The following is a 15,764-nucleotide window of genomic DNA, read 5'->3' as shown; positions in this document are numbered from 1 at the left end:
AAGGGCCCTGTGGATAACTCCGAGTGGGCCTGTATCGAGGTCGGCCGGCTCCTCGCAGTCGAGGGTGTAGAGGTTGCCGGCTGGTCGTCGTAGGGCAACGCTCTGATCCCGATCGTTAGTCGCGTCGTCAAGCCGATGGGTTGGTGCCGTCTCTCTAGCGTCCCGCGTCTGAATCCCGTTTACAGGCAAGTCATCGGTCAGCGGGCTGGCCTGCGTACCGGTCCGGCGGCCGGGATGCGGTCCACCGCGGCGGAGGAGTACCGCCGAGTTGAGGCCGAGTTACCCGGGGCTCCCGGTGATCTGGTCCGGCTCACTGAGCTGGCGCGCGGAGGGCGGCGCGCCGAGGCCCGGCGTAGGGGAACCCGAGCGTCTCACGCCGCCCACCGTCGCGTCCCCGGTGCCGAGGTGCTTGCCCAGCAACCGGCTCGACCAATGCGTCACAGCCAACGACGCCGGGGGCGGCTCCAACGTCGCTGCGATGATCGCCGAGCCATCAACCTGTTTGGGTCGGCCGCCGCGCCGCGAGTACGAGTCACGCCGAGGACTTGACCACCGTCGGGCGTTGAGATGCGCGGGCGGTGGTCTGGCGACTGGTTCGGTAGCGGCCCGGGGTCGTTCCGATGATGCTGGTGAACGCCGCGATGAAGCTGCTGGGGTTGGCCCATCCGCAGGCGTAGGCGGTTTGGGTGGTGTCGTGGCCGTCGGCGAGGAGCACGAGCGCGTGGTAAATGCGTAGCTGCGTGCGCCACTCATAGAAGGTCATGCCCAGTTCGTCGCGGAGCAGTCGGCTGAGGGTGCGGGTGCTGGCTCCGATCGTCTTCCCGAGTTGAGCCAGCGAGGCGTTGTCTGCCGGCTTCTCCTGCAGCATGCGGGCAATGGCTTGCAGCCGGTCGTCCTGCGGCTCGGGCAGGTGCAGTGGCTGTTCGTACGCTTCGCGGAGTTCATCGACGAGGACTCGAAGGAGGCGAGAGCGCGCGGAGCGGCTGTAGCCAGGCGCGTCGTCGTCGTAGTTGCGGGGGCCGGTCAGGGCGAGCAGGACCTCGCGGGCGAGGTCGGAGGCCAGGAACACGGCGGGACGATCTGGTACGAGCCGGGCGAGGGATGGCGCGAGAAAGACGATCCGCATATCGGTATCGCCGTGGGCGTGGTGGTAGTGCGTGAACCCGGCCGGGGTCCAGGCGACCCGGTTGGCGGGAACGATCGACGTGCCGCGCTCGGTGTGAACGGCCAAGACGCCGCTGGCCGCGTATACCAGGTGTCCCCGCGCGTGCGACTGTACCGCGCTTGTTTCACCGGATGGCCAGAGGTGGCGCCCGCCAGACGGCCACATATGTGACGTCACGGCGGCGATCCGGCGAGTTTGGCGGTGAACAGGCATCGGTTGGCATCCTACCGGTAGGCAGCCACGCCTCGATCTGGTGACACTGAACCGCATGTCATTGGGGCAGGCTGCCTCGGTGACACGGCCCGAGAGAGCTGAGACTGCTTGAAAGAGAAGGAGAAACACATGGCGACATTCGTACTCGTGCCCGGCGGTTGGCATGGTTCGTGGTCGTTCGAGGCGGTGGTTCCGCTGCTGGAGCGTGCCGGTCATACCGTTCACGCCCTAACCCTGACCGGACTGCGGCCAGACGACGACAATGCGACGGTCGCGACCGCCAACCTCGACACGCACGCCCACGACGTCTTGCGGCTCCTCGATCGCGCCCACATCACCAGCGCGACGCTGGTCGGCCACAGCTACGGCGGGATGGTGATCGCTGCCGCCGCCGACCGCGCTGACGGCCGGGTCTCACGACTGGTGCATCTCGACGCCTACGTACCGCGTGACGGCGAGTCGTGCTGGTCGTCAACGACCGAGCGCTACCGACAGGCATTCGCCGCCGGCGCTGCGGGCACCGGCTACGCCGTCCGCCCGCCCGACGGCGGCGATCCCCGCCGCCGTCCCCATCCCCTCGCCTCGTTCCTGCAGACGATCCGGCTCACAGGTGCCGTCGATCGCGTACCCCGCCGCGAGTTCGTCTACTGCTCGGGATGGGCCGACCGCACACCCTTCGCCGAACTCCGCACCCGACTCCACGCCGATCCCGAGTGGCAGGTCCACGACCTCCCAACCCGGCACGACGCGATGCATGAGGCCCCAGAGGCCGTGGCTGCGCTGCTGCTCGGCGAATAGCTAGCGGATGTATGGACGCACAGGCGGCAGGCTTGCCGTCGGGCGCCTAACCCGGGTGCTTGGCGCAGAACTCGTTGCCTTCCGGATCGGCCATGACCCGCCAGTCGTCATACTCGGATATCACCGTGGCACCCAGCCGCACGAGTTCGTCCAAGTGTGCCTGGTCTCGTAGCCTGATATCGACGTGCATGCGATTCTTCACGGTTCTGGGCTCGGGAACCTCCTGGACGAAGAAGACCAGCGAACCGTCCGGGGAGTCGATGGCCACCGCCGGATCGGATTCCGGTGTCAGGCCCAGCGCGGCGAGCCGTGCCACCTCGGCCTCGTCGTATGGCCGGATCCGCCAGCCGAGCGCGGTCTCCCAGAACCGCGCCAGCCTGGACGCGTGACGGCAGTCCAGCACGATCTCCACCAGGTGACTCATCCCGTGGACGCTACCGGTGTCGCTCGGGCATCGCGATCGGGTTCACGCTCCCGCGGTCGGAGCAATGCCGGATCCGGCAAGGCAACGGTGCGGTCGGCGCTCGCAACGTGATTAACCGGCCCCGCGGCGCGGCCGGATTGGGCAGCGCCAGTACTCAAGACACGCAGCGGGCCGGCTTCCTACTCTCTGGCTGCTGGCTGGTGACCGACCGGGTCGCCGCCGCAATCCATTACGTCGACCGGAGAGGTTGGTCAAGTCATGGCTATGACGTCGTACTGGCGACGGACAGCCGTTCCGATCCTCGCCCTGCTGATGGTGACGGGCTCACTGCTGGGCAGCGGTTCCCCAGCGGTCGCGGGCTCCACCACGTCGGACCGGGCACACGTCGAACGGGCGATCCCACAAGTGGTGCCGCCGGGCGCTCCCGGGTTGAACCCGGCGCCCGTGGCCCTGCGGCCCCTCACACCCCCTTCGGAAAAGAAGAACGCAACCCAGTCGGCCCCGCAGAAGTCCGTCGGTCCGCGGCAACTGCCGCGGATGGACAAGCCGATCGGGATGACGCTGGACTCGACGAAGGCGACGAAGGACTCGGAGCTGCGGATGGTCGAGCGCGTACGGGCGCTGGACGCTCCGACCTGCGTGCCTTACATGGCCCGGTTCATCACGCCAAACGTGAACGGCCCGGGTACGGTGAGCGTCTCCTACGCCGCCGAGGTGCTGTGCAACTTCTACCTGGCCGGCGCGGTTCAGGCATACCTGTACGACCGCACCAACGGTGCCTTCAACAACGGCTCGGTGATCTCCAACGCGGATCCCTACTACTTCTACGACGACTACCAGGGCGTCAGCGGCGCAGTGGTGACGGTGAACGGCAATCTCTATGACGGTGCCCGGCAGGTGGAGATCGGATTCAGCATTGTGCTGCAGACCCTGGACGGGACGCCGTGGGGTTCGTGCGTCGCTCCGCTGCCCTCCGGCCAGCGCTACCTGTCCACCTGCGACGGTCTCGGCACCGACAGGCTGAGCGTGGAGATAGGGTCCGGCATCTTCGACACCGGTCTGCCGGCGTACAACCCGGCGGCCGCGATCCGCGACGACCCGAGCATCACGCTAGCCACGGGTCACACCGGAGGCGTGGATGCCGCGTCCACCGCACGGCAGAACATCCTGGACGCCGCGGCGGGGTTGCCCGCCAGGACCAGCGGGTACAGCGACGTCGGTGCGAGGTCCGTGTACCTCGACATCCGGATGCTGAGAGGGCTGCTGTGGATGAACGCCGTGTACGGCTACAACTTCTACGTGACCGAGGTCTCCGGCGGTGACCACAGCACGAATTCTCTCCACTATGCCGGGGAGGCGTTCGATGTCGGCATCATCAACGGTGTGCAGGTCACAGCGTCGAACCCGAACTATCGGGCCTTCATGGATGGATGCCGAACGCTGGGCGCGTACGAGGTTCTCGGCCCCGGTGACAAGGGCCACAACACGCACATCCACTGCGCCTGGCGATGATGTCGAAGGCGCTGACACCAAAGGGCGCTGACACCAAAGGGCGCTGACACCAAAGGGCGCTGACACCAAAGGGCGCTGACACCAAAGGGCGCCGACACCGAAACAAGTCGACACCGAAACAAGTCGCCGCCGAAACACGCTGACACCAAACGACACTGACACCGGAGCACCTCACCGCGGCCCTCGACCGGGCTTCTGGCCGAGGGCCGCGGTGCGCCGTCGGGCAGACGGCGAAGGCAAACGGCGAAGGTCACCCGCCCGACTCCCGCCCTGCGTCGGGGCAGTCGTCGTCGATCCCGAGCAGTGCGCGCAACTCTTCGCGTCCGGTGACGCCCAGCTTCGTGTACGCGCGGGCAAGAGTGTTGTTGACGGTGGCCACGGCCAGGCCGAGCCGCTGGGCGATGTGTCGGCTGGTGTGCCGACTCGCCAGCAGGGCGACCTGCCGCTCGCGAGCGGTGAGCAGGTCGCTGAGATCGTCGTGGGCCACCATCGGGGTGCGGGCGTCCGGGCATCGGGCACGCAGCGCGGCGGCGTTGGCGGTGGCCAGCCCGGACCGGCCGCGGTTCCCGGCCCGCCGGAGCGCTCGCGCCGCGGCGGTAGCAAGCTCCGCGGCGTGCAGGTGGTAGCCGAGCCGTTCCATGCCGTCGGCGGCTTCGGCCAGCGCGGCCCCGCCGGCCTCGGAAAGCGCGCGTGTGGCGGCGAACGCGGCCGCTGTCGCGGGCACTGCGGCTGTCGTGGGTGCGGCCTGCGGCGGGGCGATGATCTGGGCCGGGTCGACGGCGCCGCCGAGACGAACCACGTCGTACCGGGCCATCGCCGCCACACCAGGCATGCCTGCCGCCGTCGCCAGGTCAGCGGCGCGCGTGGCGTGTTCCGTGGCGGCGGCGGTGTCTCCGCATGCCTGCGCGACCCAGGCCCGCCAGGTGTCGATCCAGGCGGCGAAGATCTGGTTGGTTCCGTTGTCGAGCCGGTCGGCTTGGGCCATCAGGTCGCTCGCGGCCGGGCCGCGGCCGCGCATGGCCTGGACCCATGCCCCCGCGGCCAGGCAGCAGCGGCGCAGCCGGAACGTGTCGGTGCGGTCGAAGCCGGCGAGCGCCTCGGCCAGTAACACGTCGGCGTGGCTCAGGTCGCCCTGCGTGGCCGCGGCCATGCCACGGTAGAGCGCCCACCCGCTCACCATCATCGGAACTCCGCTTCGCACCGCGGCGTCGTATCCATCGGCCGCGATGGCGGCGGCTGTGCGCGGGTACCCGCAGGCGAGATAGGCCAGGCACGCGCCGATCTCGATCTGGAACGCACCCCACGGCAGCGCAGCCATGTGAGCGGCCGCGACCGAGTTGCCCCGCGTGCGAACCTGCTCGGCCTCGTCGATCCGACCAAGGAAACCCAGCGACGCCGTACCCGCGGCGGCTGCCCAGACCACTCCCTGCGGGTCGCTGTCCTCACGGTCCAGTACCTCGCGGGCGGTCTGAACCGCATCCGGGCAGCGACCCGCGAAGAAGAGGATGAACGCCCGAGCGCCCTCGATCGTGGTCTGTCCGGCCGCGGTATCCAGCGCCTGTGCGGCACCGGCCAGGTTGCCGTAGGCCCAGTAGAGCCCGTCCGCGCGAGTCACCGCCCAGCGGATCCGGTCGGTCAACTGTGCGGGCGGGGTCGCCGGCACCAGGTCGGTGGCCTCATCGCTGCGCCCCTGGTACTCCAGGATCTCAGCTAACAGCCAGTCGGTCTCCGCACCCGGTTCCGCCTCGCGTGCCGCCCTCGCCAGCCGCTCGGCCAGTACCAGTCCGGCCCGGCCGATGGCTTGCCGAGCCCCCTCCCGTACCAGATCCGGTCGCACGATCTGGCCCGACTCGACCTGCCACAGCGCCGCCCGCAGCGTGTCCTCACGCCGCCGCATCGGAGTACTCAACAGCTGTCCGGCCAAATCCCGGTAGACCCGACGGGAACGCGCGGCGCCCATCCGCGCCCGCATGACCTCACCGAACAAGGGATGGTCCAGACGGGCCTGGACCCGGGCACCGGACTTCTCACACACCACCAGGCCGCTGTCCTCCGCGGCGGTCACCGCCGGAAGACCGACCTGCCGCTCCAAGAAACCCAGTGGTACCGGTTCGCCGCAGGCCACCATCTCGACCACGTGCCGGGTAGCCGGATCCAGTCCGTCCAACCGGGACGACACCAGGTCGGTGAGCCCGCCGGGCACCGCGCCGTGCAACAACTCGCGAAGCGCCAGTGGATTGCCTCGGGCAGCGGCGCGCAGGCGACGGCGGTTCGCGGCGTCGATCCGACCGCCCGTGTCATGATCAATCAACCGGTCGATCACCCCACTGGACAGAGGGCACAGGTCCAGGATCGTGGCCTCGCCCTCCTTGCCCAGCCGGGCCAGGCAATCGGCCAGCGGCTCCCCGGTACGCGCCGTCAGCACCACGAACGCCGCCCCGGCGGCAACCAGGTTAGCGATCACCGTGCTCGACGCGTCGTCAAGCAGATGAGCGTCGTCGACACCGATCGCGACCTTCGTTCTGCCGCCCCATCCGGCGACCCGCGAGCACACCGCGCGGACGAAGCCGACCGGCATGGCTGACGGCTGTACGTCGTCGGGAAGCAGGTGAGCCAACGCGCCGAAGGGAATGCTTGTGGCAGCCCGGGTGGCCGCTACCCATTCGGTCCGGCAGTCCAGGCCGTGCAACGCCTCCCGGGTCAGCCGAGTCTTGCCCATCCCCGCCGCGGCGCGTACCAGCACGGCGTTGACCGCCGACCCGGAAAATGCCTCGCGTACGGACACCAACTCCGACCCGCGTCCTTCCAACGGCCACTGACGCACCGCGATGGCCTCCCACGTCGATCTGTCGCCGACATCCTCAGAATGGCTGCATGACCGGTAGTCAATGGTCACTCATCGATGGCCCGATGGGTCAATACCGCTGACCTGTCAGGTGTCAGTCAAGCTTCGCTGCCGCTGCCGCTGCCGCTGCCGCTGCCGCTGCCGCTGCCGCTGCCGCTGCCGCAGCGCGGGAGCCGGAGCCGGGGACACGCTACACTGTGGCACGGCGGTTTCCGGCCGCCGCTGGGTCCGCGGGCAGGGCTGCAAGCTCACCGGTTTCGTTGACCACTGACGGCACGTCTTTCCGGCCCGATGTCGCGGACCCGCGGGCGCTGAGGAAGGACTGCCATGTCCGAGCAATTCCGCGCGCTGCCCGACCGGCCCAGTCTGCGGTACCTGAAGATCGAGGCGAAGCGACGCCTCGCCGACGGCGAGTTCACCAGCCTGCACGATGCCCAACTGTCCATCGCCCGCGAGCACGGGCGCACCAGTTGGGCATCGCTCAAGGCAGCCATCGAGGCGGCCGAAAACCGGCCGAGCCGTGCCCTCACGCACGTGCGCTGGGTGACCGAGCGGTTCCGGGAGGCTGGCGACCCGGCCTGGACGGCGCCCGACGCGAACGAGCTGAGCGAGCACTTCGACGACCGCTACCTCGCCCTGGTCCCGGCCGACACGCTGGTCCGGACGCTGCGCTCCGTGGCCACCCGGCTGCGGGACGATCTCATCGTCTCCCGTGCCACCGAGGTGGCCGTCCGCGCGCGGATCGCCGACCTGCGCATCGAGGCCGCGACCGCGGCCGACTCGCCCCACCTGCTGACGATGCTGCGCGTGTACCCGTCGGGCGCGCGGGTCACCGACCAGCGAGTGAAAGACCAGCGACTCACCGACCAGCGACTCACCGACAAGCGGACCGCCGCCGCCACTCAGCTCTCCGGTGACGCGCCCGACCGGGCGGTACGGGTGGCCGAGGAGTCGTTCTCCGATTTGGGTCTGGTCGGCCTGGTACTGGCCGGTGCTGACGGGGTCGGTGGTGACCGGGATGGTGCTGACCGGGATGGCGGCGACCGGGACGGTGGGACCGCGACACCGTGGACGGTGGTCCGCGGCTGGGCGGACCTCGACCGGAACGAGGCGCTGCGCCCCGATCACCGGTTCCCGGTCTACGGCGTGACCAAGCTGATCACCTCGACCGCCGTACTGCGGCTCGTCGCGGGCGGAGACGTCGAACTCGATGGGCCGGCCAACGAGTACCTGCGCGCCGTCCGGCTCGCCGACGACGTCGTCACGGTACGGGAGTTGCTGACCCACACCGGCGGCGTGAGCGGCCCGGCCGGGCAGTACGCCGACGAGGTACCCGATCCGCTCGCTCTGCTTGGCGCGACCGTCCCCTGCGACAACCGCCGCGGCTGCCTGGTGCCGGGCAACGTCGGGTACGCCGTCCTCGGGCAACTCATCGCCGACATCACCGGCGTCCCGTACCCGGAGGCCGCGACCCGCCTGGTGCTGGAGCCGCTCGGCATGAGCGGTTCGGGGTTTCCGGCGAGCTGGCCGCGGGCCGCCGCGGTCACCGGTCACAGCCTCACCGAGGACGGCGTCTTCGTCCGGGCACCGGGCCAGGTGTGCACCATGCCCGCCGCCGGTGGCTTGTGGAGCACCGCGGCCGACCTCGTACGCTTCGGCCTGACCTGGGCGTCCCTGCTGCCCGGCGAACTCGCCCGGGAAGCACTGCGCCCGCAGGTGGCACAGCCCTCCGGCGCGAGCGTGGGTCTGGGCTGGCTGGTCAACGGGACGAAGAATCGCTACGGGCACCCGGGAGCCGGGCCGGGGGCCGCCGCGTCACTGATCGTGCTGCCCGAGACCGGTGCGGCGACGGCTGCGTGCACCAACCGGCTGGTACCCGTTGAACCGGTCAACGCCCGCCTCGCCCGTCCCGCCGCCTGAGCTCTCCGGCCGGCGCCCCGTTGAGCGACACCCGCCCGGCCGGACAGCCTCGATCGGGCTGCCCGGCCGGCTGCGGTGAACCGGATTACGGCGTTACCGGACGGCCGCCGAAGGTCACGACGAGGTGGCCGTCCGAGGCGAACGACCAGCCCAGCGCGCCGCTGTAGGTGGTGCACCGGGACCCGTTCGAACCGGTCCAGAACTGGTTCGAACTGTCCGCGTCCCCGATGGTCTTGTCGTTGGACCCGTCGACGCTGAACCGGCACGACGTGTTGTTCCGGAACGTCGAGGTGCCTTCGTCGAACGAGAAGTTGCGGTCGGCGTTGTCGATGCTGACATTGTTCGAGATTGACATCGAGCCCGGGTTGCTGTTGTAGGTGAAGCCGTGCTTGCCGTTGTGGTACGCCACGTTGTGCTGGACGGTGTGGTTGACCCCGATGTCGTCGCCGCCGAGCTTGAAGCCGTTGCGGTCGCCGTTGTCGGCCTGGGTGCCGTTGGTCAGGGTTCCCTGGTTGTAGGAGAGCGAGTACTCGATGGTCACCGGGCCGATCGGACCGGTGTCGTTCTTCGTGTAGAGGTCCCAGCCGTCGTCGATGTTGTTGTGGGACACGTCGTACCGGAAGATGTTCCCGGGACCGGACGTCAGCTTCGCCGCGAAGCCGTCCGCGTTCTCGCCGCCAGAGTCGGCGTTGTCGTACGACTCCGAGCTGATGACGAGATTGTTGGACGGCCACTGGCTCTGCGGGGTGTCGGACGCGGCGCGGGAGATCTGCAGCCCGGTGTCGTGGTTGCCGTGGGTGACCACCCGCTCGATGACGTTGTTGCTGCCGCCGACGAAGATTCCGTTGTCGCCGGCGTTCTGGACCACGATGCCGTAGACGTGCCAGTACGACCCGTTGAGGGCGAGCCCGCGGTTGGCGTCGGCCTCGGCCATCGCGGAGAAGTTCAGCACCGGGGTCTCGCCCGGGTAGGCGGACAGCGTCTTGCGGGCGCTTGAGGTGCCGTTGTTGCCGGTCGCGATGCTGACCGTCTGAGAGAAGTTGTACGTCCCGCCACGCAGGTAGATGGTCCCGCCGGAGCCGATGCGGGTGATGGCCGAGGTGAGCGTCGTCGGGGCCGACTGCGTACCGGCCGCACTGTCGCTACCGTTCGGTGCCACGTACAAGGTGCTGCCGGGCGGGTTCGTCGGGGGCGGGCTGGTCGGCGGTGGACTCGAACTGGGCGGCGGCGTGGGGCTCGTCGTGCGGCTGGGGGTCGGGCTCGGGCTCGCCGGTCGGGTGGGGCTCGCCGAACCGGACGGGGTACCGCCGGCCGACGAGGTGACCTCGACGTTGTCGAACTCGCCGCTGGCGTGGAAGGTCTGCATCCCGATCCGGCCGCTGCCGGCCAGCGTGTTGGTCGCGGACGCGACCTGCTGGCCGTTGACGTAGCCGGTGACGGTCGTGCCGGAGACATCGATGCGCAGCGTGTACCAGGTGCCGGTGCTCGCGCCGATCGAAGCGCTGCCCAGTGTGGTGATGCTGGCGCTGCCCGCGTACGCCTGCAACACCGCCTGGCCGGAACTGGTCAGGGCCAGCCGGTAGAACTTCGACGAGCTCGACGCGCGGGCCGAGATGCCGACCAGACCGTCGGACGAGCCGAAAGCGAGCGACTTGACCGAGGCTTGCAGCGAGTAGTCGGTCCAGCTCGTCGACCCGTTGAATTCGCGTGCCAGGTCGCTGGTCGAGCTGGACTCCCGCAGCACCTGGCTGCCGTCGGAGGCGAGGGCCCAGGTGCCGCCGGACTTCGACCAGGTGCTCGACAGTCCGGACTCGAAATTGTCGCTGAACAGGGTGGCCGCCTGGGCCGCCGAGCCCAGGCCGAGTACCGCCGTCGCGGTCAACCCGGCCAGGCCCGCGGTCAGCCCGAGAATCCACCAACGGCGGCGGGACGTGTGGGGTGCGAGTCTCATGTCACCTCTTCCGGTGGGCAGGATCGGACGCCCTGCCGGCGGGTGGGCGGGTGCGCCGGGCCGGCAGGTGGGTGTCCGTTCGGCTTGGAGGAGAGCGTGGAAAGCGATTTCCTCCGGGAAAACCTCGCACCAATATCCACGACAGTCAATAGGATCGTAGTTGCAGCTTTCGTTGCACCGGCACCGCTCATCCGGCGACCTCGACCCGGTGGCTGTGCCACCGCGGGTCGGCCCGTGCCCACCGTCAGTGTCGGCGCCGACTCACCGGACGTGCGGTCGCGCTGCCGATGCTGGCGCGCTGGTTCAGGCGTGTACGAGATTCCGCTGGAGCCGGCTGTACCGCTGGGCCAGTTCCTCGTCGATCCGGTCGGAGTCGGCCTCGGACAGTTCCACGCTCGGCGGCGTTTCCGGCCGCGACTCGATGAGGCGCGCCCGCAGGCCGGCGGGCGGGTGCGTGGCGAACAGCGAGGACTGGTCCCGGACCGACAACTGGCGTCGTTGGTCGATCCGTTCGGCCAGTGCCTGCCGGGTCTGGTCGGCCGCCGCCCGCCATGCGTTCGCGGTACCGCCGCGTCGCGCCGCGGCCAGCAGGGCGGTGGTGATGCCGTCGCTGGCCGCCAGTGTGTCGATCAGGCCGGCCGCCGCCGTCGTGCCCGCGACGCGGGCGGCCAGCTGATCGGCCAGGTACTCGGCCTTCTGGCCGTCGCGGAGCGTGATCCACGCCGTGAGGACGTAGCCGCACCAGACGAACCGATTGACGACACCGAGCAGGAGGCGGGCGATCGCCGCGGCGACCGCGATGTCGCCGTGGCTGCGCCTGATCACGTGGTACGGGCGGGTCACGTCGTCGAGCGCCGCCAGCGTGCCGAGCGGGATACCCGTGAGTATCCCGCGTCGCATGTCGCCGTTGGCCAAGTGGCCGAGTTCGTGGCCGAGCAGCGCGACTCGCTGCTGTGGTGGCAGCGCTGCCCACAACGGCAGGCCCAGCCGCAGCACGTGCCGCCGGCGCAGACCGACGGTCGAGCACGAGGCATTGAACCGCTCGTCCAGCACGATGATGTGCGGGCGCGGTGTCCCCAACTCGTCGGCCACTTTCTCGACCAGTGCGAACAGGGCGGTTGCCTGCTGCCGGGCAAGGGGTTCGGAATCCTTGTCGAGCCTGCCCAGCCGTGGGCGCAGTCCTATCGCGACCAGTATCAACAGGAGCCCGAGGAACGCCGGCAGGTGAGGCCAGTACGCCACGGTCAGGTAGGCCCCACCCACCACCATGGCGGCGATCGCCGCCAGGAAGATGCTTCCGGCGACCACCATGCCCACTCGCACCGCGCCCCAGCCGGGGCGGGTGATGGCGGCACCGGACAGTGCCGCGAACTGACGGGTGGCCAAGCGGTACGCAACCCGGTGCGTGGCCCGGTCGACCCAACGCCAACCCAATTCTGCCCGGCGCCGCTCAGGCTCGTAGACCGGAAGGTTCCACTCGCACGCGGTGCACCACGGCATTGCCTGCCGCTCACTGACGAGTGGAGCACGGCACTCGGGGCACGGGTCGCCAACCGCGGGCGCAGTTCGATCGGGCACGGCGGTCATCATTCCCGGCGGATCCACGAATCGCCAAGGCTATTCGGCGCTACCGCGATGAAATCGTGACTCTCAGCCACCGGGCGAGGGATCGTGCCCGTGCAGCCGCCACCTCAACAACTGGGGGCGGTCAGCGACCGACCAGGGCCAGCAGCCGTTCCTGCGGGCTGGCGCCGGCCGGAACCGGCTGCCGCGGCTGCGCGAAGTAGCCGCTCGCGGCCAGGCCGCCGGCCGCCTGGGCGTAGACCTGATAGGTGTACTCGGCCAAGGCGTCATCGATCGACGCGGGCACCCCGAGCGCGGTGGCCAGGTCCCAGCCGTGGATGACGTTCTCGCCGGTCTGCATCGGCACCAGATAGCTGCCCGGCAGGTCGCCCATCGGGTGGTGCACGGTCCGCTCGAGGGCGCCGGGCTCGATGAAGGCGGCGCGCAGCTGGTCGACCGCGTCGGTGACGGCGGACAGCGGATCGTCGCCGCCGAGGGTCGCCTGCTGTCGCCCCAATTCCGGCAGGGCGGTGGCGGGTGCGCCGTGCAGCATCCGGGTGTAGCCGAGCATGCCGGCGAGCAGGTGCCCGATGAGTTCGCGGACGTTCCACTCCGGACACGGTGTCTGCCTCGTCCACAGTGAACGGTCCGCCCGGCCGACCAGGTCGAGGACGCGCGCAGCGGAGGCGTCCAGGGCGGTCATCGGGTCCACGTGTCGGCTCCTCTCGGGCGCGGCCGTGACGAGGGGTGGTCGCGGGTCTCGTGTCGCTGTCATCACCGGCCTGTGATGCACCGGGTCCGTGATGCGGCGGTCCGTCGTGCGGTTGTCCGGTGAGCAGCGCCCGCCGCCACTTGCTGGCCGCCTCGCCCTCCTCCTGGAACCCGCGCCCGGTCATGATGCGGCGGGTCCGTGATGCGGTTGTCCGTGATGCGGCGGGTCCGTCGTGCGGCGACCTGCCACACGGTCGCGATGGCCTGAGGGTACCCCGCCGGCAGAGCGAAACGCCGGCACAGCGCAAGCCGGCGGCGCAGCGGAAGCCGGCGGCGCAGCACAAACGCCGCGAGCGCCGCACCGGACTCGCCGGCACGGCGCTCGTTCATCGGATGGCGCCGATTGGATGGCGCCGAGCAGCCGGCGCCGTCCCGACAGACCTAGGCCGCGGTGACCCGGTCGCGCAGGTGCGCCGGCGCGACGATCGACGCCGACGCGGCGGCCTCGTAGAACGCCACGGTCGCCGAGAGGTTCTCCCAGGCGTCCTCCACGGTGGCCAGGGGTCCCTGACCGGTTGCCGCGTCGAGGATCGCGTCGAGGCCGACCGTGTGGTCGGACGGGGACTTGAAGTGGTGCCAGCCCTTGTGCGAGCCCTTCGTCTCCATGACCGAGACGAGACCGGTCGACGTGTCCAGAGCGATCGCGCCCTCGGTGCCGATGATGCTCGTGGTGATGCGCCAACCGCCGGCCGGGCCGCTCCAGGTGTCCTCGATGCTGCTGATCGAGCCGCCGTCGAAGCGCAGGATCGCGTGCCCGTAGTCCTCGACCTTCAGGTCCGGGTGCAGCAGGTTGGCGACCCGGCCACTGACCTCGGCGACCTCCTCGCCGAGCAGCCAGCGCATGCGGTCGATCTGGTAGAGGCTGTGGTCGATCCAGCCACCACCCGGTACCCGTGCGGGATCGGCCCACCAGCCTGGGTCGGTGGCGCCGGGCCAGCCTTGCGGCAGGCCACCGACGAGCGCGAACGACGCCGAGGTGACCCGGCCGATCCGGCCGGAGGAGACCCACTCGTGCAGGAGCTGGTTCTGGTCTGCCGACCGGGAACGCGACTCGCCGGGAGTGAAGGTGACGCCCGCCGCGTTGACAGCCTCGACGATGCGGTCGGCTTCGGCGAGCGTACGGGCGAGCGGCTTGACCGAGACGATGTGCTTGCCGGCACGCGCGGCCGCGACGCACACGTCGGGGTTCTGGTCGACGCTGACGAAGCTGGCGATGACGTCGATCGAGTCGTCCTCGATCAGTTCCTGGTACGACGTGGTGGTGCGCGGCCCACCGGTCTTGGCGGCGACCTCGTTCGCACGGTCGATGCTGAGGTCGGCGATGGCGACGAGTTCGGTGCGGCGGTCGCCGGCCACCGCCTGCGCGAGGGGGATCGCCGAGTACCAGTGGTCGAGGCCGACAACGCCGAAACGTGTGGGTGCGGTCATGGTGTCCTTCCTGATGGGAACGGAGGGAGTGATCAGAAGGTGGTGGTCAGCTCGACGACACGGCCCTCTCGCGCCGACTGGAACACGGCGAGCATGATCTCAAGGGCGTGGCGGGCGTGCTCGGCGCTGAGAACGGGTGCCTTGCCGTCGCGTACACAGTCGACGAGGTGGTCGACGAGCAGCGCGCGCTTGAGCATCGCGCGGCGTGGGTCGGCCACGGCCGGCCAGTTGTTGGGGGCGATCCAGCCGTCGAGCCCGGGCGCGAGGTCGGTGCGGTAGACCTCGAGGTCGGGGCCGTCGTTGCGGAACAGCGCCAGGGCGCCTCTGCGACCGAACACCTCGACCTTGGGGCTGCGGGAGGCGACCACGTTGAAGGTGCCGTCCACGACCGCGAAGGTCGAGTCACCGAAGTCGAGCATGAACAGGCAGTTGTCCGGGGTGGTCACGGGGATCTCGAGGCCGCCGTACGGGCCGTCGCCGCGGACGACCCGGGTCGGCTCGGTGATGCCGGCGAAGGCGGTGACGCGCTTGGCCGGGCCGAGCATGCCGGTGATCTCGTGGATGCCGTACACGCCCATGTCGAGCAGCGGGCCGGAGCCGTCCTGGTAGAACCAGGTGGGGTCGAACGGCCAGCCGTCCGGGCCGCCGCCGGGACCGCCGTGCGAGCTGCGGACCCGCGCGAAGGCGACCTTGCCGATGGCGTTCTCACGGATCAGCCGCTGAGCCTGGACGTACGGCGAGTACAGCATGTCCGGCGGCGCACAGACGATCGTCAGCTCGCGGGCGCCGGCCGCGTCGATGATGGCGTCGGCCTCGGCCAGCGTGGTGGCGAGGGGCTTCTCGACGACGAGGTGCTTGCCGGCCTCGACGATCTTGAGCGACGTCTCGGCGTGTGCGGGGATCGGCGTCAGGTTGACGACCGCGTCCAGGTCCGAGTTGGCGAGCATGTCGTCGAGGTTCGAGTAGTGCGCCGGGATCCCGAACCGCGCCGCGGTCTGTTCGGCGCGACTCGCCAGGACGTCGGCGACCGCGACCACGGTGGCCTTGTCGGCGATGTGGTGCATGTTGGGCAGGACGCCTTCGGGAATCGTCGCGATGCCACCGGCGCCGAGCACACCGACGCGCAGAGGCGTCTGCGCGGAGGTGGCCGCTGTCGACTCTTTCACCGATACTG

At 69.9% G+C, this 15,764-nt stretch carries 11 protein-coding genes and 1 pseudogene; 3 read left to right on the top strand and 9 right to left on the bottom strand.

The window, feature by feature from the left end; genetic code table 11:
* Positions 1 to 381: 381 nt before the first annotated feature.
* Both Raf01_RS33295 and Raf01_RS33290 read right to left on the bottom strand, forming a co-directional pair.
* Positions 382 to 519, bottom strand: a pseudogene (locus Raf01_RS33295) (IS630 family transposase); the annotation flags it as partial.
* 13 nt (positions 520 to 532) lie between these two features.
* Positions 533 to 1,231, bottom strand: coding sequence for a helix-turn-helix transcriptional regulator (locus Raf01_RS33290; RefSeq protein WP_239134146.1), 699 nt, complete (start codon positions 1,229 to 1,231; stop codon positions 533 to 535).
* Between the two features lie 276 nt (positions 1,232 to 1,507).
* On the opposite strand from Raf01_RS33290, the gene Raf01_RS33285 reads away from it, so the two are divergent.
* Positions 1,508 to 2,176 (top strand): alpha/beta fold hydrolase, encoded by a 669-nt coding sequence (locus tag Raf01_RS33285; RefSeq protein WP_203922035.1) that lies wholly within the window; start codon positions 1,508 to 1,510, stop codon positions 2,174 to 2,176.
* A 46-nt stretch (positions 2,177 to 2,222) separates the two neighbouring features.
* On the opposite strand, the gene Raf01_RS33280 is transcribed toward Raf01_RS33285, so the two are convergent.
* Positions 2,223 to 2,600 (bottom strand): VOC family protein, encoded by a 378-nt coding sequence (locus Raf01_RS33280; protein WP_203922034.1) that lies wholly within the window; start codon positions 2,598 to 2,600, stop codon positions 2,223 to 2,225.
* 258 nt (positions 2,601 to 2,858) lie between these two features.
* On the opposite strand from Raf01_RS33280, the gene Raf01_RS33275 reads away from it, so the two are divergent.
* The gene (locus Raf01_RS33275; RefSeq protein WP_203922033.1) at positions 2,859 to 4,112 is read left to right on the top strand and encodes a hypothetical protein; all 1,254 of its coding nucleotides are present in this window, start codon (positions 2,859 to 2,861) and stop codon (positions 4,110 to 4,112) included.
* A gap of 250 nt (positions 4,113 to 4,362) precedes the next feature.
* Here Raf01_RS33275 and Raf01_RS33270 read toward each other — a convergent pair whose 3' ends face one another.
* The gene (locus tag Raf01_RS33270) at positions 4,363 to 6,936 is read right to left on the bottom strand and encodes a LuxR family transcriptional regulator (protein ID WP_203922032.1); all 2,574 of its coding nucleotides are present in this window, start codon (positions 6,934 to 6,936) and stop codon (positions 4,363 to 4,365) included.
* Positions 6,937 to 7,284: 348 nt separating this feature from the next.
* Between Raf01_RS33270 and Raf01_RS33265 the strand changes: the two genes are divergently transcribed.
* Complete coding sequence (locus Raf01_RS33265) at positions 7,285 to 8,877, top strand: serine hydrolase domain-containing protein (RefSeq protein WP_203922031.1); 1,593 nt, start codon at positions 7,285 to 7,287, stop codon at positions 8,875 to 8,877.
* An 85-nt stretch (positions 8,878 to 8,962) separates the two neighbouring features.
* On the opposite strand, the gene Raf01_RS49940 is transcribed toward Raf01_RS33265, so the two are convergent.
* From Raf01_RS49940 to Raf01_RS33240, 5 genes are all read right to left on the bottom strand, one after another.
* On the bottom strand, positions 8,963 to 10,828 hold the full coding sequence (locus Raf01_RS49940) for a right-handed parallel beta-helix repeat-containing protein (RefSeq protein ID WP_239134144.1): 1,866 nt from the start codon (positions 10,826 to 10,828) through the stop codon (positions 8,963 to 8,965).
* 303 nt (positions 10,829 to 11,131) lie between these two features.
* The gene (locus tag Raf01_RS33255; protein WP_203922030.1) at positions 11,132 to 12,214 is read right to left on the bottom strand and encodes a M48 family metalloprotease; all 1,083 of its coding nucleotides are present in this window, start codon (positions 12,212 to 12,214) and stop codon (positions 11,132 to 11,134) included.
* A 322-nt stretch (positions 12,215 to 12,536) separates the two neighbouring features.
* Complete coding sequence (locus Raf01_RS33250) at positions 12,537 to 13,094, bottom strand: TIGR03086 family metal-binding protein (protein ID WP_239134153.1); 558 nt, start codon at positions 13,092 to 13,094, stop codon at positions 12,537 to 12,539.
* A gap of 449 nt (positions 13,095 to 13,543) precedes the next feature.
* Positions 13,544 to 14,590: a Gfo/Idh/MocA family protein gene (locus Raf01_RS33245; protein WP_203922028.1), complete on the bottom strand. Its 1,047-nt coding sequence runs from the start codon at positions 14,588 to 14,590 to the stop codon at positions 13,544 to 13,546.
* 32 nt (positions 14,591 to 14,622) lie between these two features.
* Positions 14,623 to 15,756: a Gfo/Idh/MocA family protein gene (locus Raf01_RS33240; protein WP_203922027.1), complete on the bottom strand. Its 1,134-nt coding sequence runs from the start codon at positions 15,754 to 15,756 to the stop codon at positions 14,623 to 14,625.
* Positions 15,757 to 15,764: the final 8 nt, after the last annotated feature.

It is taken from the genome of Rugosimonospora africana (assembly GCF_016862975.1).
Classification (GTDB): domain Bacteria; phylum Actinomycetota; class Actinomycetes; order Mycobacteriales; family Micromonosporaceae; genus Rugosimonospora; species Rugosimonospora africana.
Note: the sequence above shows the minus strand (reverse complement) of the source record. Positions and strands in the feature narration are given on the sequence as shown.

Excerpts from the sequence above, each read along its gene's own strand:
- Raf01_RS33265 (WP_203922031.1), top strand. The coding sequence starts at position 7,285 with ATGTCCGAGCAATTCCGCGCGCTGCCCGACCGGCCCAGTCTGCGGTAC.
- Raf01_RS33245 (WP_203922028.1), bottom strand. The coding sequence starts at position 14,590 with ATGACCGCACCCACACGTTTCGGCGTTGTCGGCCTCGACCACTGGTAC.
- Raf01_RS33280 (WP_203922034.1), bottom strand. The coding sequence starts at position 2,600 with ATGAGTCACCTGGTGGAGATCGTGCTGGACTGCCGTCACGCGTCCAGG.
- Raf01_RS33275 (WP_203922033.1), top strand. The coding sequence starts at position 2,859 with ATGGCTATGACGTCGTACTGGCGACGGACAGCCGTTCCGATCCTCGCC.
- Raf01_RS33285 (WP_203922035.1), top strand. The coding sequence starts at position 1,508 with ATGGCGACATTCGTACTCGTGCCCGGCGGTTGGCATGGTTCGTGGTCG.
- Raf01_RS49940 (WP_239134144.1), bottom strand. The coding sequence starts at position 10,828 with ATGAGACTCGCACCCCACACGTCCCGCCGCCGTTGGTGGATTCTCGGG.
- Raf01_RS33250 (WP_239134153.1), bottom strand. The coding sequence starts at position 13,094 with ATGACCGCCCTGGACGCCTCCGCTGCGCGCGTCCTCGACCTGGTCGGC.